Genomic DNA, 16,325 nt, shown 5'->3' on the forward strand with positions numbered 1-16,325 from the left:
ATGCTTTGTCTCTGGCAATTGTTCTTTCTATGAAAGCATTCATTCAACTGACATTAAGTATCTTCAGCATTACCTTGCTTACAGGCTGTGGTGAAGAGCTTGATCACAATAAAATTCGCCAAAGTGGTTTCGTCTACTGTGGTCAAGGCGGTCCAACCAGCTTTAACCCTCAATTGGTTGATAGCGGCATTACGTCTGAAACTCTTAGCCCTCAGCTATTTGATACTTTGCTGACGCTAGACTCGAACAATTTCAAACCTATTGCCAACCTTGCGACCAGCTGGTCCGTTAACAAAGCTGGCACAGAATATACGTTTAACCTGCGCAAAGACGCCCAATTCCAAAATACCGCTTGGTTTACGCCTAGCCGAGCCATGAATGCTGAAGATGTAGTGTTCAGCTTCCGTCGAATCATCGACAATTCCCATCCTTATCATTATGTTGGAAGTGGCCTCTACCCTTGGTTTAGCGGGATCGATTTTCAAAACCTACTCGTTGATGTTCGGGCTATCTCACCATATCAAGTCCGTTTCACCCTAAGCCGACCAGACAATACGTTTCTGTCCAATATCGCCACTAGCCATGCAGTTATCCACTCTGCAGAGTACGCTAGCCAACTTACGCTGAGCGATAACAAAGCCATGCTCGACAGCCACCCTGTTGGAACCGGTCCATTTTATCTTGATGATTATCAGATCAATGACCTCGTCAGGCTCAAACGTCACAATGGGTACTGGAAAGGCAAACCTAAGATGGCTCAAGTGGTATTTGATATTTCTCACCGAGGTACAGGCACTTTAGCCAAGCTACTTCGTAATGAGTGTGATGTACTCAACTCACCATTATCGAGTCAAATCCCCATTATTAAACAACAAAGCGATATTAAACTAATGGCTAAACCCGCGATGAATATTTCATTCATTGCCGTCAATACCACTCACCCAGCACTTAATGACCCTAGAGTTCGTAAAGCTCTTAACTACGCCATTAATCGCCAAAACATTCTCGAATCCGTTTACTACGGCACCGGTAGTCAGGCCTACTCGGTGCTCCCTCCCAGCTCTTGGGCATATCTCAAAGACAGTGTGCAAATTCGTTACGACCGTAATTACGCGATTGCGTTAATTAAAGAAGCAGGATTCGATAAAGGGCTGGAGTTAACCATGTCAGTTCCTCTTGAGCCACGTGCTTACAACCCAAGCCCTCGTAAAACGGCTGAGCTCATCCAAGCAAACTTAGCAGATATCGGCATTACACTTAACCTACTGACAGATGATCGCTATGATCGCACTGACGTCGCCAGCAACACCAACATCGATCTGTACCTTACAGGCTGGATTGCCAATACAGGTGACCCAGATAATTTCCTCCGACCATTACTATCGTGTGATTCAAAACGAGTGGGCTTGAATGTCTCCAGCTGGTGTAATGCTGATTTCGATTTCCTACTCGACCTTGCACTTGAAGTCGATAAGCCACGTTACCGTCTTAACTTGTATAAACAGGCACAAAACATTCTCAACGAAGAATTTCCGGTGATTCCACTTAGCCATGGTATGCAGTTCCAAGCTTATGATGCTTCATTACAAGGGTTTAAAGTGAGTCCATTTAACGCACAACCTTTTGATGCGGTAGAGAGGGTCAAATAATGTTTCTCTATACTGTTCGACGTATCAACCTTTTCATCATCACATTACTTATCCTAACCATGGTAGGCTTTAGCCTGCTTAGGCTTGACCCAAATTCTCCTTGGACCGTTCAAGATTTCTGGCCGGGTTGGATGACTTATATTGGCGAGCTAATGCACCTCAACTTTGGGATGACAAAAAGCGGTGTTCCAATCGCAGATGAACTCGCTGTTGTTTTCCCTGCAACGTTGGAATTATGTTTGATTGCTTTTGCCCTTTCTCTCCTGATCGGGATCCCAGTTGGCACGCTCGCCGGCATGAAGCAAGGCAAGTGGATTGACACAGCCATTTCCTTTACCTCAATGTCCGGTTACTCCGCACCGATTTTTTGGGTCGCACTCCTCATGATCATGGCATTCTCACTGCATTTCGAGCTATTCCCAGTCGCTGGCCGTTATGACCTACTCTATGAAATTGATCATGTCACGGGTTTTGCCATCGTGGATGCATTCTTTGCGCGTGGCGAGTATCGCGCTCATGCACTACAAAGTGTTTTAGAGCACTTGATACTACCTTGTTTAGTGTTGGCGCTTGCTCCAACCACTCAAGTTATTGGCTTAATGCGTACTTCGGTTGCCGAAGTCATGGGGCAAAACTATATTCGAGCCGCTCGCATCAAAGGTCTATCGACGCACAAAATCGTCACTCAACACGTGCTGAGAAATGCTATACCGCCGATTATCCCTAAGATAGGCGTTCAGCTATCCAGTATGTTGACTCTAGCTATCATTACAGAATCGATCTTTAACTGGCCGGGTATTGGTCGCTGGTTACTCGACGCACTTTCCAATCAGGATTATGTTTCTATTCAGGCTGGTGTTATTGTTGTCGCCACCTTAGTGTTGACGGCGAATATTCTTTCAGATTTGGTTGGCGCTATGGTCAATCCGTTAGTGAGGAAAGAGTGGTATGCTAACCGATAACATCTATCAGGAAGAACAAATCCCGACGCAATTCGAGCGTTTCTGGCGCAGCTATCGTGCAAACGGCTTAGCCATGTTCGGTTTATGGTGCCTTGTTTTTATTGTTGTCGTCACTTTAGCTTCTCCTTGGCTAACTCCTCATGACCCTCAAGCCCAGACGGGGGAACTGCTTGTCCCTCCCTCTTGGAACCCAGCAGGCACGGTCGAATATTTTCTAGGTACTGATGACCTAGGTCGAGATATCCTATCTCGGCTCATTGAGGGGTCACAGTTAACGTTCGGCGCTGCTGTTATCATCACACTCATTGCAACAATTGTGGGTTGTTTGATTGGTATTTTAGCTGGCATGACCAAAGGATTGTTATCAAGTACACTCAACCATTTACTTGACACCGTCATGTCGATTCCATCGCTTCTCCTCGCGATTATTTTTGTCGCTTTCTTGGGGTTTGGCGAGTTTAATATTCTACTTGCGATATGCCTCGCTTTGATCCCAAGGTTCGTCCGCTCAGTCTATATCGCTGTGCATACTGAAGTTGAAAAAGACTACATTATGGCTGCCCGCCTTGATGGTGCGAACGATTTTTATCTGCTCTGGAACTCCATCCTTCCCAATATTTTGGTTGTGATTGCTTCTGAGGTAACCCTCGCTCTGTCAATCGCGATTTTGGATATTACCGCACTGGGCTTCCTTGGTTTAGGCGCACAAGCCCCAAGCACTGAGTGGGGTGCGATTCTTGGTGACTCTGTTGAATTAATCTATTTAGCACCTTGGACAGTGACGCTTCCTGGCCTTGCCATCATGTTCATCGTGATTGTCATTAACTTGGTGGGTGAAGGCGTTCGTCAGGCACTTAACGCGGGGATCGAATAATGCCATTACTAGATATTCGCCACCTAACGATTGAGATTGAAACACCGCAAGGCCTGATGAAGGCAGTGGATCGCATGAGTCTAACCATGAACGAAGGAGAAATTCGTGGATTGGTAGGAGAATCTGGCTCAGGTAAGAGTTTGGTAGCCAAAGCCATCGTTGGAGTCTGTAAGGAAAACTGGAAGATAACAGCAGACCGAATGCGCCTTGGCAATGTGGATTTACTGCAGTTAACCCCTAAAGAGCGTCGCAGAGTCATCGCTCGTGATATTGCGATGATCTTTCAAGAGCCTTCAACGTGTCTGGATCCTTCGGAAGAAGTCGGACGCCAGTTGATAGAGTCCATCCCCGCTCATTCTTTTACCGGAAAGTGGTGGGAGCGCTTTAAATGGCGTAAGAAACAAGCGGTTGCTCTACTTCATAAAGTAGGGATCAGAAACCACGAACAAATCATGTCAAGCTATCCGTATGAGCTGACGGATGGTGAATGTCAAAAGATCATGATTGCGATGGCCATCGCCGCTAAGCCTAAGCTTCTGATTGCCGATGAACCGACCAATGATCTCGACCCAATCACTCAATCTCAAATCCTACGACTTCTTAGTCGTATGAATCAGATCAACAACACGTCGATCATGCTCATCGGCCATGACTTGACAACCATTACCCAGTGGGCAACGCGGATTACCGTCATGTACTGTGGCCAGTCTGTTGAGTCAGCGGACACTAAAAAGATTCTTGCCAAGCCAAAGCACCCTTATACCGTTGCTTTACTTAAAGCTATGCCCGATTTCGGTGAATGGATTCCTCATAAAGAGAAACTCCAGTCTCTCCCAGGTAGTATTCCGCCACTGCAGCATCTGCCCATTGGTTGCCGGCTTGGCCCCCGTTGTCCTTATGCTCAAAGGCAGTGCGTAGAAATGCCAATCACCAGACGAGTCAAAAATCACAAATTTGCCTGCCACTTCCCTCTGAATATGGAGAAGAAGAAAGCATGAGTGCGCTACTAGAAGTTAATGGCCTAAGTAAAGAGTTTGTCACTCGCTCAGGCTTGTTTCGCAAAAAAATCCACCATGCCGTTAAACCTGTCAGCTTTACATTAGAAGCCGGGCAAACCATTGGTTTTATTGGTCAAAACGGCTCAGGAAAGTCGACATTAGCTCGCATGCTTGCGGGAATGATCGAGCCAACCAGTGGTGAAATACGGGTCAATGGCGAACTTTTGGAACACAAAGATTACTCGACTCGTTGTAAATTGATCAGGATGATATTTCAAGACCCGAATACGTCACTCAATCCACGTATTCAGATTGGCCGCATTCTTGAAAGTCCTTTGAAACGAAATACCAGTATGACACCTGAAGCACGTATGAAGCGCGTTAAAGATGTTTTGCTTAGGGTCGGACTCCTTCCAGAGCACGCTTATTTTTACCCTCAGATGCTAGCTGCAGGCCAAAAGCAGCGCATATGCTTGGCTCGTGCGTTGATTCTACAACCTTCGATTATTATCGCTGATGAAGCACTAAATGGTTTAGACATGGCCATGCGTTCTCAGATTATTAATTTATTCTTAGAATTGCAGGAAGAGATGGGCGTATCGTTTATCTATGTTTCCCAACACTTAGGGGTTGTCAAACACATTACCGACAAGGTGATGGTTATGCATGATGGAGAGGTAGTGGAAGCAGGTGAAACACAGCAAGTGTTAACCTGCCCAGACAACATCATTACTCAACGCATGGTGGAAAGTCACTTCAACAAAGCAACCTGTTTCAAATAATAATCCCATCTACCAAGGCTGCAATGGGATCATACACTGTTTGACTTAGCCAATACGGTAGTGACATCTCTTGGGAAAAGATGCCCTTAGGTTTAGCGTTTCTTTTGGTGCTTTTTCAGTTCAAATTCGAACTCATCAGGGTACAGAACTAGCCCTTCTTCGCTTTGATTGGGAAACACGACAATAGATAACTCATCGTCTTCAAGTCCGTAGGTCCAACGACTAAACCATTTTGCGGTCGATATAGCCTCCGCTTTGCAGTGCTCCCAATCACCTGTAGCCCATTGATTGGCAAATTCTTCATGGGGCCAAACCGGTATACAATCTTCATCTTCTGTATTAAGCATCACGCAGCCATGCTCATCAGTCAAAATCCAGACTTGTCTGTTTTTGGCGATTTCTTTCACCGTGTAACTAAATCGCTCGTCTTCACGCATTTTTAGTACAGAGTCTATCTGTTGTTGTGAAAGTGGCTCTGACATTTCCTTACTCCTTAAAGCAAAACGCCCACGATGACCGTGGGCGTTACATTTAATCATTGAACGGTGTTATGCTAACTCAGCCTGAAGCCAAGGCCAACCTTGCTTCTTACGACTTAGCGTATTTTCCATCATCAGCACACCATCTTGCTCATGCTTAGTCAGCTTTTCCGCCCACTCACCTTTGTATAGTAGACGAGTTTGAGCAGTAGTGATGTCTGTTAACATGACCGCAGCAAAGGCTAGGCTTTCTTCAGCACAGCGGCGTTCTAGATCAGACTCCAGCGCTTCAATCATACCGTCAACTTGCTCTAGAGTAGCCAGCTCAACCTGACCGACAACAACATCACGACCATTAAATGGGTAGCCTTTCAGATCTTTTTCTACAAGCTCAGCCGCAGAAAGACCTTCGATGTTTGTTTTTGCGATAAGAAGATCTTTAATGAAAGCGTCAACATCACATACGTCTGCAATTTTCGCTAGCTCTTCAACGGCATCTTTATCTTTCTGTGTGCAAGTTGGAGAAGCAAAGCCGACGGTGTCAGACAGGATAGCCGACATCATTAGCTTAGCGATTTGCGGTGATATTTCATGACCTTCAATTTTGAACATGTTGAATAGAACAGTGTTGGTACAACCCACTGGCCAAATCCATGCTTCCATAGGGTTTACGGTCATGACATCACCAAGACGGTGGTGATCAACAATACCTAAAATTTCAGCTTCAGCCACGTCATCCGGTGCTTGTGCTAGATCTGAGTAGTCAACCAACCAAATTTTTTCACCCGCAACAGAAGTACGAAGTTCAGGTACTTCTGCGCCCGCGACTTCAAGAATGTGCTGTGTTTCACGGTTAATTTCACCTTGGCGAATTGGCATTGCTTCAAAGCCACGAGCCTTGAGCAGCTCAGTTGCTACCAATGCACTACAGATGCTATCACTATCAGGGTTCTTGTGACCTACAACTAGAATCATCTTTTTTCCTATTACGACTTACATAGGCCCATATTGGGCAATTACTCACAAAGGCCGATACTTTACCTGAATTTTGAAATTTGTCATGAGTTAGCAAAAAGAAAAGTGTAAATCACAACTTTTAGTTGCAAATAATTCCCATTAAAATATATTGATAATTATTCTCATTTGTATTTTGGTATTATGAATTCGATTAGGCTTTTAGCGGCTTTACCCCATTGGCTGTCTTTCTCTCAGTTCCAACCAGCTTACAAACGCCTTTTATTACCCGTCGTTTTGCTGGCTTTAGTGCTTAACGAAGCAACCCGAGAGGTCACAGTTGCAACACTGTCTGATGCCTTTTGGGCGGTGTCAGCCTACGTTGCTTTTACTTTGGTCATCTACCACTATGTGTCCCTATGGATGAACAAAGAGAGCAAGCTGGTTAACTTATACCAGAGCTCACGTAGCTATCAGGTTTTCTTTGCTTCTTTACTGGGTGCACTTCCCGGATGCGGTGGTGCCATCATAGTCACGACACAATTCGTTAGTGGACGAGTCGGGTTTGGTGCTATTGTCGCGGTGTTAACCTCTACGATGGGGGATGCTGCGTTTCTTTTGTTAGCCAGTAAACCTGACATAGGTTTGGCCGTTGTTACACTGGGCATTGTGGTAGGCTCAGTCTCTGGATGGGTTGTCAACGCTATCCATCAAGACGACTTCTTAAGACCAACCGTTAAATCAGCATTAGCTGAAAAGTTCTGCTGCCGCTCTGATCATAGTCAGCAGTCCCACTTTGAAAAGAAGGCCATCAATCTCCAAGGTGCCTTTTGGAAATGGCTAATCGTACCAGCAACATTTGTTGCCATACTAGGCTCGTTTCAAGTGGATATCAATGCGCTCCTTTCTCTTCCTGCAGCGAGTATTGAATGGCTAGGGACAGGGCTTATCATTCTTAGCATGTTACTTTGGTCCTTAACCAAAGAAATCAAAGATTATGAGTCAACAGTATCGGAAGATAAAAAAACCGTTTCTTCACATCCCCTGCAGAAAGCGGCGCAAGATACTAACTTCGTAACTGCATGGGTTGTTCTCGCTTTTATGACCTTTGAACTCATAGCCTACTTTGGTCACATTAACTTAGCAGAGACTTTTTCCGGTTGGGGTGCGTGGATGCCTTTGATCGGGGTCGCTGTCGGTATGCTACCAGGATGTGGGCCTCAAATCTTAGTCACCAGTCTCTACATTTCAGGTGCGGTGCCTTTATCTGCACAATTAGCGAATGCGATATCCAATGATGGCGATGCGCTATTTCCTGCTATCGCATTGGCCCCTAAAGCGGCACTAGTTGCGACTGTTTACTCTGCGATTCCAGCCCTAGTGGTGGGTTACAGTTACTACCTAGTATTCGAGTGACAACGTTAAGTCAACGCACAAATGAGTTTGCATAAAATTGATGGCTTCTATCGTTTAATAACTGGCTCAGGTGGCCTATTTTAACGCATTCGCGATTTTCGCAAGAAGGATATCAGCTTTCGTCGGTTTCACAACATAATCGACAGCACCAAGGCTGATGCTGGATTTAATGATATCTTTATCAGAGTGACTGGTTAGCATGATAATTGGTATGTGCTTAATAGTCTCGACCTTTTTCACTGCGTCTAACGTTGCTAAACCATCCATAATCGGCATATCTATATCGAGTAGTATGAGCTCTGGTTTCATGACTTTTGCTTTCATGAGAGCTTCGACACCATTACTTGCGCTTTCGACTTTATAGCCCTTTGGCTCTAAAATTGAGGATATGATTTTTAGCATCACAGGCTGATCATCAGCAACAACGATCAACGGCCCTTTAGATAAAGCCTGGGGCTTTGAGGCGTCCAGAGAGCTGGAAATCTTATTCAGCATTTCTGCACTGTTATTGCGATATTTTTCTAGATCATCACGAAATTCCTTAATAGAGAATTGGCTGAGTGTCGTTCTTTGTACAGATTCCGGCATTGAGCGCACAATATTAGTAAATGCTTTTTCCCACTCAATGGCTGGCACTCGAGCCAATAGCTCATTAAGCGACTTAGTCACCTGTTCAAACTCACTATCTTGCTGAGTTGATGTCTCCTGTACCTGCGTTTGCAAAGCGTCTATCGACTCAATACTGCTATTAATGCTCTCTTCCATCTTAAGATTATCTTGTTCAACTTGTTGGAGCTCTACTTTGGTCGCCAAGTGCTGCGCTAGTCGACGCAATGTCAGGATAACCTTGTTGGTGTCATAAATTGGCTTGATCGTTTCATAGCTATAGAACAGTTCCTTAACGCATAAGTCATATGCTTCCTGACGATAAGATTTATTGCACATTAATAGATCGTATTTAGGAATGTGTGCTTGATGTTGAAGAGCACCATGCTCATTGAGCAACTTGGAAAGGGTGGCCGCTTCTCTAGGGCTTTCAAAAGCATAGATAGAAATAATGCTTAAGTGTGGCTGCTTAAGCGACTGCACAAACTTGGCTTGTTCTTTCTCAATATTAATGGGTGACACATTATCGAACAATATTGACGCAACAGGCTTTACCATATCTAGTATTTCTTTCGAATTATAGAATATGTAAATACTGGTTTGCGAAACATCCATGTCACCCCCTAACTCTTTCTTTTAACTCGATCGTGCACTTTTTATTGCACTCATTACCGTCGCATCTAGCTTATCTGTATAGTTGTGTTTCTCAGAGCCAATTTGAGCGGCAACACTCGCCTCGGTTAATTCCCTTTCTAGTGTATCCAGACAAAGTTGAAACTGCTTATTTGAGCTATTCGCTAACAAAATCGTAAATATGTTATCACTAAGCCGGGCGATAACCCCCTCATCAGTGACTGATGAATTAATGATAGATACAACAATAGTCAGCAACTGTTGATACTCATCTCCCTTTTCTTTGCTAGGCAAGGTCACATCCAGAGCCACAATATACAGAGGAGTCCCCACTGAACGAACATTACTCTCTTCCTTCTCCAAGTATATTGACCACCCTAATCGGTTTAAAAAACCCGTTTGGTTATCTTTTAATGGTTCAGGTAAAAAACTAACTTGCTTACGAGATAAAGCTATATTTTGCAGTTCTAACTGCAACAGGCTTGAGAGTAGTTTAGAGACTAATTCAACGGTTTCTTTACCATCCGCAGGGACTCTTCCAGATGGTACTGTATCAATCGCACATAAGGTGCCAAACAGATCGCCATTAGCAAAACAGACTGGGATCCCAACATAAGACTTAATTTTTTCCGCTCTATAAATAGGCGCTTCAACATAGGATGGAATGTCATCGACATCAGGAGCCCACCTAGGCCCTTCACCTTTTACCATGCGACTGCACATAGAGTCATTCCAATTAATGACCGTTAATTCGTCGATTTGATACCCATCTCCTTCAACCTGTAATATAACCCACTCATCTCCATTTTTACGCGTCATCATCCAAGCCCCATACCCATACTTATTTCTAAGATATTTCAGCGTACTACGACTCGCCTCAGAAAATGTCGCAAAAGGCGTTTGATCCATCACGTGTAGGTTTAACAAAGTACCTCCTTGCCATCGGCTAGATGATTTTATCGCGCTCTAACTGCTGCTGTATTTTCTCCATCATATCGACCACTTCTTTTATCGCTTGCTCGACGTGTTCAATATCATGGCTGTTTTTTTCTATCGAACGAAAGATCTCACTCAGTAATAAAGCCCCACTGGAAGCTGCGGCCCCCTTCGCACCATGAGACAAGCTCTTAACTTGTGATAAGTCGTTCTCTTGGCAGGCTACTTGTATTTTTACGATATCCTGAGACACACTTTCCCAAAACATCGATAAAACGGCTCGAGTCATTTCTTCATCTCGGCTACCGATCACTTCACTGAGGTGATTTAAGTCAATCAATGGCTTCGAGTCATTTTCAGGTAAATCAAGAGTTTTGACTGGTTCAGCAAGTTGGTTCTCATTGTCACCTTTCGGTTTGCGTAGTGATTTCCCACGTAAACGAAGTGCTAATACTTTCCTTAGGGTAGAAAGCTCTACAGGCTTGGGAATATAGTCATCCATTCCCGCTTCTAAACAATGTTCCGCTTCACCGACCAACGCATTGGCAGTAATAGCAATGATCAGAGTCCTTTCACTGGCCATGTCCGACTCAATACGGCGAATTTCTGAAGTCAGTTCAAAGCCATCCATTTCCGGCATATGGCAATCTGTTAACACTAGCGCGTAGTCATTTGATTGCCATTTTTCAAGCGCCTCACGCCCGTTATCCACCATATCAAAGCGATAACCTAACTTAGTAAGCTGCTGAGCCAATACCATCTGATTGGTTGGTTGATCCTCTGCGCATAAGATTGTGATATCTTGATTATTCACCCAATCAATTTCGCTGTTATCGGTGCTCTCAGCTGTAATCGCTTCGCTCCAATCAAAATCTGGGCTTTCTTGACCGGTCAAGATGGCTAGACCGATCACTAGCTCACTGGGCTTGAGTGGGTGTGTACCAACACCATACTTATCCGGCGCTATGTATCCTCCTTTTGCTGCCGGATTATCACTGAGTATCAGCGAACGCCCTTGAGCCACATTGGCGATATCATCGTCGGTCAAATAGACCGCTTTATGCTCTTCCCAAGTAAACGATGACTGAACATCAACAATAATATCTCGTGTCTCGACGCTGCTTAGAATTTCAGCACATATATGCTTGAGGTTGGCATTTTCAATGTCTAAAACCAACGTTATCGTAGAGAAATCAAAACGACCAAATACTGATTGGGTACGGCATGGCGCAGCAGGAATCGTAAACGAAAATTTGCTGCCTTCACCAATACGGCTTTCGACATCAATATTACCCCCCATTAAATCAATGAAGGATTTTGTAATGCTAAGACCAAGCCCTGTACCACCAAACTTTCTTGTGGTTGAGCTGTCAGCTTGTGTAAATGGCTTAAACAGCTTCAATTGCTGTTCTTCTGTCATACCCACGCCATTATCTTCTACCATGATCGAGAGAAGCTGCCGTGCATTGTCATAACTCGTCGCCACTTTGACTAAGCCCGATTTATCTTTACACTGACTAAACTTGACGGCATTGCCAAGCAGATTAAGGATAACTTGGCGAGTTCTAACTGGATCAATTAATATGAATTCTGGAACTTGGCTCTCGTATGTCATAAACACATCAACGCCTTTCTGATTCGCGCTTAACCACAAAGCCTCCAGCGTTTTTTCTATCAGATAAAGAGGGTTAGTTTCCGTCGGATCTAACTCCATCTGCCCCGATTCGATTTTTGAGAAGTCGAGAATGTCGTTAATGATTTCCAGTAAGGAGAAGGATGAATCACGAATGGTGCTCACCATTCTTCCTTGATCGTAGTCGAGAGAAGTTTCTTTCAGCAGATCTACCATGCCTATAACACCATTCATCGGGGTACGTATTTCATGGCTCATCGTGGCTAGGAAGCGAGATTTGGCTTCATTCGCTTGTTTTGCGGCAAGACTCTCTTTCTCAAGAGCGGCCTGAACTTCTCTCTCTTCTGTAATATCGAGGTTAATACCAAAGACATGACGTAAATTAGAGTCTTTATCGACAACTACATCCCCAGCAGCCTTCACCCAATGCATTGCGCCTGTAGCTTGGTTAATAATTCGAAACTCTGCATTATAGACATCACCGCCTTCAACCGCACGATTAAAGCTTGTTATTGCACTTTCACGATCATCAGGGTGTATGCTTTGTTCCCAATCGGGATAGGACACTGGCTTATTGGGTTCAATACCATATAGGCGATACATGCCCTCATCCCAGCGCAGTGCCTGTGACTGAATATCTAGCGACCAGTTACAGATTCCGCCAGCGTCAGAGGCTAAACGCATTCCTCGTAATAACTCGTCTCGCACAGATTTTGCAGAGCGAAGCTCTTTTTCAATCCGTTTTCGGTTAGAGATATCTTCAACAACAGCCACAAAATATTTGGGTATTGTGTCATCTTCGCAAACGATGGACACTGAAATAGTTGCCCAGAACTCTGACCCCGATTTACTTAAATAGAGTTTATCAATAGTGAACGATCGCTTGTCGTTTCCGATTAGTTGCCCTACCAAACGTTGGCTCTCTTCGCGGTATTCAGGATGAGTCACATCGAGATAGCTCAGCTCTAATAGCTCAGGTTCACTGTAACCGAAGATCTCACACATCTTATCGTTTACTTCGATAAAATTGCCATCGAGATCCACTCGACAAATACCCACAGCTGCCTGATTGAATGCCGCGCGGTAGACCAGTTCACGCTCGCGCAATTCCGACTGTAGTCTCTTCTCTCGCTGTTTGGTTTCTTCTTGTAATGTAATGTCTTTTACCACACCAACAAATACTTGAGCATCTCCCAACCAAGTTTCCCCAACAGAAACCTCAATAGGAAATACACGCCCAGATTTATGTAATCCTTCTACTTGGCGAGGTGTCCCAATGAGTTTTTTATTTCCGGTTAACAAGTAGTTAGAAATAAATCCGTCATGAGCATTGGCATAGTGGGAAGGCATAAGAACACGGACATTTTCCCCAACCAGCTCCTCTCTGATTCGACCAAAAATCATTTCAAGTGAGCGGTTAACATCAACAATAATACCCTTATTATCAATCACTACCGTGCCATCAAGCGCAGTATCAAAAACCGTACGTAGGCGACTTTCAGAATCACGAGCTTGTTGGGTTCTTCGGGCAACTTCATCCTCAAGCTTAATTTTCGCTTGATCCTCAATTCTCTTAATTTCAGTAATATCCGTCTGAACACCAATATAATGAGTGAGTTCACCATCATCATTAAATACAGGGTCGATACGCAAATTGTTATAGAACAAGGAGCCGTCTTTTTTGTAGTTCTTAAGTATTACCGAACAAGAGACTTTATTGGCTATTGCATACCTGAGTTTCTCAATATCTGGTTGCTCGGTATCATTACCTTGAAGAAATCGGCAATTGCGACCGATGACTTCATCTCGTGTATACCCAGTAAGCTCTTCAAACGCTTTATTGGTAAATATGATTGGTGAGTCAGGCAACCGTACATCTGCAACCGTAATGCCCGTTGCCGTCGAATCGATTGCGCGGCTTTGGATTTCTAATTGAAAACGCTGTTCATCCGTTTCTTTGGTTAACTTTGCACGCTCCACAACGATTTCTTTGAGGTTTTTCAGCTCAGACACCATTTTAGCAATTTCATCTTTGCCGGATATTTCCGGTAAAATTACATCCTTCTCTCCATGTGCTAGGCTGTTGATCGCTTTAGATAATTCATTCAGCGGTCTGGCGATTCTTTTCCCAAGATAAAAAGCCACTAAGATGATGAACATCAATAATAAAGCCGCCAGTGCAAAAGAGCTTTTGTATAGACTTTCCGAATCCGCTAATGCTTCGCTGACTTCAACACGTATTAACGCGGACCAACCTAAACCTGGATAGTCATAAGCGCCATTGGTGTAGGCGTATCCTGTCACCTGTTCGACTTGCTTCCGAAAATGGGTAGACACATTTGAGCCACTCAACCCTGACACCGCCAGTCTTGCCCCCTCAACACCATTGGTCGCTAAGTTTAACTGGCCAAGAACTTCAAAGTCCCGTTCATAAACAGCTTCGCTTTGTCCAATCGGATCGTAGTCAACAATTATCCGGCCCTTGTTATCAAGTATCGTTAGCTCAGAACTTAAGAAACCACGCTTCGATAACAAATCGTATGTGTCAGAGACAATGGTCTCTACAGCTTTAAAATCAACCACATTTACCCAAAGCCCCGCAGGCTCTCCTGCTCGGTCTAAAATTAGCGTGGCAAAAACCATATCGTAGGAATTAGGGTTGTCATCGATCAAATATCGTTCAGGCCCAAAAACATAACTACTTCTCGGGCTGTCAGAATCTAATGTGTCTCCGGCAATGGCTTCCGAAAACCACTTGGTCTCTCTTACCTCTCGTGCGGTACGTGCGAGATTAGGTAGCGTTTTTCCAAATTCATTCTCCGTATTACTAGCAAGAATATTTCCTTTGTTATCGAAAATAAGTATCCGCCGATAAACTTTATAATTTTGTACAAAACTATTAAGGTTTTCAGCCATCAAAGAACTGGTTGCCACGTAATCTAACTGCTCTTTATCTACCACACCTAATGACATAGGAAACGCTTGAGCATCGTGGTAGCGCTCAAATAAGTTACTATCAATAAGGCGGATAAGCAGCGCGGCTTCCCTTTCAATAGTCGTGAACGTCGTCTCTTGTAGGATGTCTTTGCCTTTCCAAGATGTCAAAGTCACCGCCCCCAACATCAACACTCCAAAAACAAAAAACAGTAACGGTAGTTTGGTAGAAAACTTCATGAGCGATCCTCATAAATGCGATTTGAGCGCTTCATATAAGCAAGGATGTAGCTCAGTTCGTCCGGCTTAGAATACAAGTAGCCCTGGGCAATGTTGCAACCGATAGACACTAAAAACTCTTCAACTTCACGATTTTCGACCCCTTCGGCTACAACACTCATACCCATAGCCTTACCCATCCGAACACTTTGCTCGAGAATTGCTTGAGACTTGGTGTTTGTTAAACAGTCGAGCACAAAGCGCTTGTCTACTTTAAGTTCATTGAAAGGGATAGAGTGAAGCTGAGCAATAGAAGAATAGCCTGTACCAAAGTCATCGATTGAAAGATTAAACTTAAGTAGCCTGAGCCGAAGCAATTGCGTGTTAATAGCCGCCTGATCATGAGTCAGCGCTGTTTCAGTTAACTCACATAAAATGCTTTCTTGCGGAATTTGATATTCATTTGCAACCTGGTCCAGCCAGCTAGTAAAACCTTGGTCTTCCAAAACTTTTGCCGATATATTGAGGGAAAATGTAATGTCTTGAAGAGATTGGAAATGTTTGGCTATATCAGAGAAGGCAGCTCGAATAATGGTTTTAGTGAGTGATAAAATGAGGTCTAAATTCTTTTCTGCTACGGGAATGAAACTGTCAGGAGGGATAATATTGTCATCTTCATCCACAACACGAGCCAAAACTTCTAAGCCACATACCCGACCCGTTTCCAACTCTATCTGGGGTTGAAAGAATGCCCTTACACAACCCGTATCAATAAAGTGTTGAACTGATGCCGCACTCAAAACCGAAGGAGGACGATTGTTGATTCTTGATATTGTTGACTTTTCAACCTGTGACATCAAATCTTTCACCGTAGTAAAAGAGATGGGTTTCTTCAAACTACCTAAAATGTCGAGCTTGTAAAGGCGGGCTAGGTTCGAAGATGAAGATAACACTTCTTCTTCCTCGCCACTGATTAAAATCACACTGCCACTGAAATGGATTTCGCCTAAGTATCGCAACACCTCAAAGCCATCTTCAACTGGCATATTTAAGTCACAAAAGATGATATCAATATCGTGCTCGACTGCGAGTTGTTTGGCTTCTTTTCCATCACATGCTTCTAGCACATCCTGATAATCGAGATTTTGTAAGCAGAGCTTCAGGGTGTGCCTCACTACTTTTTGATCATCTGCGATAAGCGTTATTTTTTTGCCGTGAGCCACCTTCACTCCGACCTCCTTATAACTCAA

At 44.0% G+C, this 16,325-nt stretch carries 12 protein-coding genes; 6 read left to right on the forward strand and 6 right to left on the reverse strand.

All coding sequences use genetic code 11. The annotated features are described in order from the left end of the window. The first annotated feature begins 29 nt into the window (after window positions 1-29). Genes L1D31_RS08750 through L1D31_RS08770 form a run of 5 tightly spaced genes read left to right on the forward strand, consistent with a single transcriptional unit; the run spans window position 30 to window position 5,265 of the window. Window positions 30-1,649: an ABC transporter substrate-binding protein gene (locus L1D31_RS08750; RefSeq protein WP_239836695.1), complete on the forward strand. Its 1,620-nt coding sequence runs from the start codon at window positions 30-32 to the stop codon at window positions 1,647-1,649. After that, complete coding sequence (locus L1D31_RS08755; RefSeq protein WP_239836696.1) at window positions 1,649-2,611, forward strand: ABC transporter permease subunit; 963 nt, start codon at window positions 1,649-1,651, stop codon at window positions 2,609-2,611. Before L1D31_RS08750 ends, L1D31_RS08755 begins: the two co-directional genes overlap by 1 nt. Then, a complete protein-coding gene (gene sapC / locus L1D31_RS08760; protein WP_239836697.1) occupies window positions 2,598-3,485 on the forward strand; it encodes a putrescine export ABC transporter permease SapC in 888 nt (295 codons plus the stop codon). Before L1D31_RS08755 ends, sapC begins: the two co-directional genes overlap by 14 nt. Next, window positions 3,485-4,483 carry an oligopeptide/dipeptide ABC transporter ATP-binding protein gene (locus L1D31_RS08765; RefSeq protein WP_239836698.1) on the forward strand — a complete coding sequence of 333 codons (999 nt, stop codon included), beginning with the start codon at window positions 3,485-3,487 and terminating at the stop codon, window positions 4,481-4,483. The genes sapC and L1D31_RS08765 overlap by 1 nt, the downstream gene beginning before the upstream one ends. Beyond that, window positions 4,480-5,265 carry an ATP-binding cassette domain-containing protein gene (locus tag L1D31_RS08770; RefSeq protein ID WP_239836699.1) on the forward strand — a complete coding sequence of 262 codons (786 nt, stop codon included), beginning with the start codon at window positions 4,480-4,482 and terminating at the stop codon, window positions 5,263-5,265. The genes L1D31_RS08765 and L1D31_RS08770 overlap by 4 nt, the downstream gene beginning before the upstream one ends. Before the next feature lie 92 nt (window positions 5,266-5,357). Here L1D31_RS08770 and L1D31_RS08775 read toward each other — a convergent pair whose 3' ends face one another. Beyond that, window positions 5,358-5,747, reverse strand: coding sequence for a DUF2750 domain-containing protein (locus L1D31_RS08775; protein WP_239836700.1), 390 nt, complete (start codon window positions 5,745-5,747; stop codon window positions 5,358-5,360). A 66-nt stretch (window positions 5,748-5,813) separates the two neighbouring features. Beyond that, entirely contained in the window at window positions 5,814-6,719 is a 906-nt protein-coding gene (locus L1D31_RS08780; protein WP_239836701.1) for a manganese-dependent inorganic pyrophosphatase, read from the reverse strand. A gap of 183 nt (window positions 6,720-6,902) precedes the next feature. Here L1D31_RS08780 and L1D31_RS08785 point away from each other — a divergent pair, with 183 nt between their 5' ends. Next, a complete protein-coding gene (locus L1D31_RS08785) occupies window positions 6,903-8,114 on the forward strand; it encodes a putative manganese transporter (protein ID WP_239836702.1) in 1,212 nt (403 codons plus the stop codon). A 75-nt stretch (window positions 8,115-8,189) separates the two neighbouring features. Here the strand turns inward: L1D31_RS08785 and L1D31_RS08790 are convergent, their stop codons facing one another. The 4 genes from L1D31_RS08790 to L1D31_RS08805 form a co-directional block, all read right to left on the reverse strand. Continuing rightward, window positions 8,190-9,278: a response regulator gene (locus L1D31_RS08790; protein WP_239836703.1), complete on the reverse strand. Its 1,089-nt coding sequence runs from the start codon at window positions 9,276-9,278 to the stop codon at window positions 8,190-8,192. A gap of 78 nt (window positions 9,279-9,356) precedes the next feature. After that, entirely contained in the window at window positions 9,357-10,280 is a 924-nt protein-coding gene (locus L1D31_RS08795) for a diguanylate cyclase (protein ID WP_239836704.1), read from the reverse strand. Window positions 10,281-10,299: 19 nt separating this feature from the next. Next, window positions 10,300-15,096 carry a PAS domain S-box protein gene (locus tag L1D31_RS08800; protein WP_239836705.1) on the reverse strand — a complete coding sequence of 1,599 codons (4,797 nt, stop codon included), beginning with the start codon at window positions 15,094-15,096 and terminating at the stop codon, window positions 10,300-10,302. Then, a complete protein-coding gene (locus L1D31_RS08805; RefSeq protein WP_239836706.1) occupies window positions 15,093-16,304 on the reverse strand; it encodes an EAL domain-containing response regulator in 1,212 nt (403 codons plus the stop codon). The genes L1D31_RS08800 and L1D31_RS08805 overlap by 4 nt, the downstream gene beginning before the upstream one ends. Window positions 16,305-16,325 lie beyond the last annotated feature (21 nt).

Source organism: Vibrio sp. Isolate23 (genome assembly GCF_022398095.1).
Lineage (GTDB): Bacteria > Pseudomonadota > Gammaproteobacteria > Enterobacterales > Vibrionaceae > Vibrio > Vibrio coralliilyticus_A.

Excerpts from the sequence above, each read along its gene's own strand:
- L1D31_RS08770 (WP_239836699.1), top strand. The coding sequence starts at position 4,480 with ATGAGTGCGCTACTAGAAGTTAATGGCCTAAGTAAAGAGTTTGTCACT.
- sapC (WP_239836697.1), top strand. The coding sequence starts at position 2,598 with ATGCTAACCGATAACATCTATCAGGAAGAACAAATCCCGACGCAATTC.
- L1D31_RS08800 (WP_239836705.1), bottom strand. The coding sequence starts at position 15,096 with ATGAAGTTTTCTACCAAACTACCGTTACTGTTTTTTGTTTTTGGAGTG.
- L1D31_RS08790 (WP_239836703.1), bottom strand. The coding sequence starts at position 9,278 with ATGGTAAAGCCTGTTGCGTCAATATTGTTCGATAATGTGTCACCCATT.
- L1D31_RS08750 (WP_239836695.1), top strand. The coding sequence starts at position 30 with ATGAAAGCATTCATTCAACTGACATTAAGTATCTTCAGCATTACCTTG.
- L1D31_RS08755 (WP_239836696.1), top strand. The coding sequence starts at position 1,649 with ATGTTTCTCTATACTGTTCGACGTATCAACCTTTTCATCATCACATTA.
- L1D31_RS08765 (WP_239836698.1), top strand. The coding sequence starts at position 3,485 with ATGCCATTACTAGATATTCGCCACCTAACGATTGAGATTGAAACACCG.
- L1D31_RS08785 (WP_239836702.1), top strand. The coding sequence starts at position 6,903 with ATGAATTCGATTAGGCTTTTAGCGGCTTTACCCCATTGGCTGTCTTTC.
- L1D31_RS08775 (WP_239836700.1), bottom strand. The coding sequence starts at position 5,747 with ATGTCAGAGCCACTTTCACAACAACAGATAGACTCTGTACTAAAAATG.
- L1D31_RS08780 (WP_239836701.1), bottom strand. The coding sequence starts at position 6,719 with ATGATTCTAGTTGTAGGTCACAAGAACCCTGATAGTGATAGCATCTGT.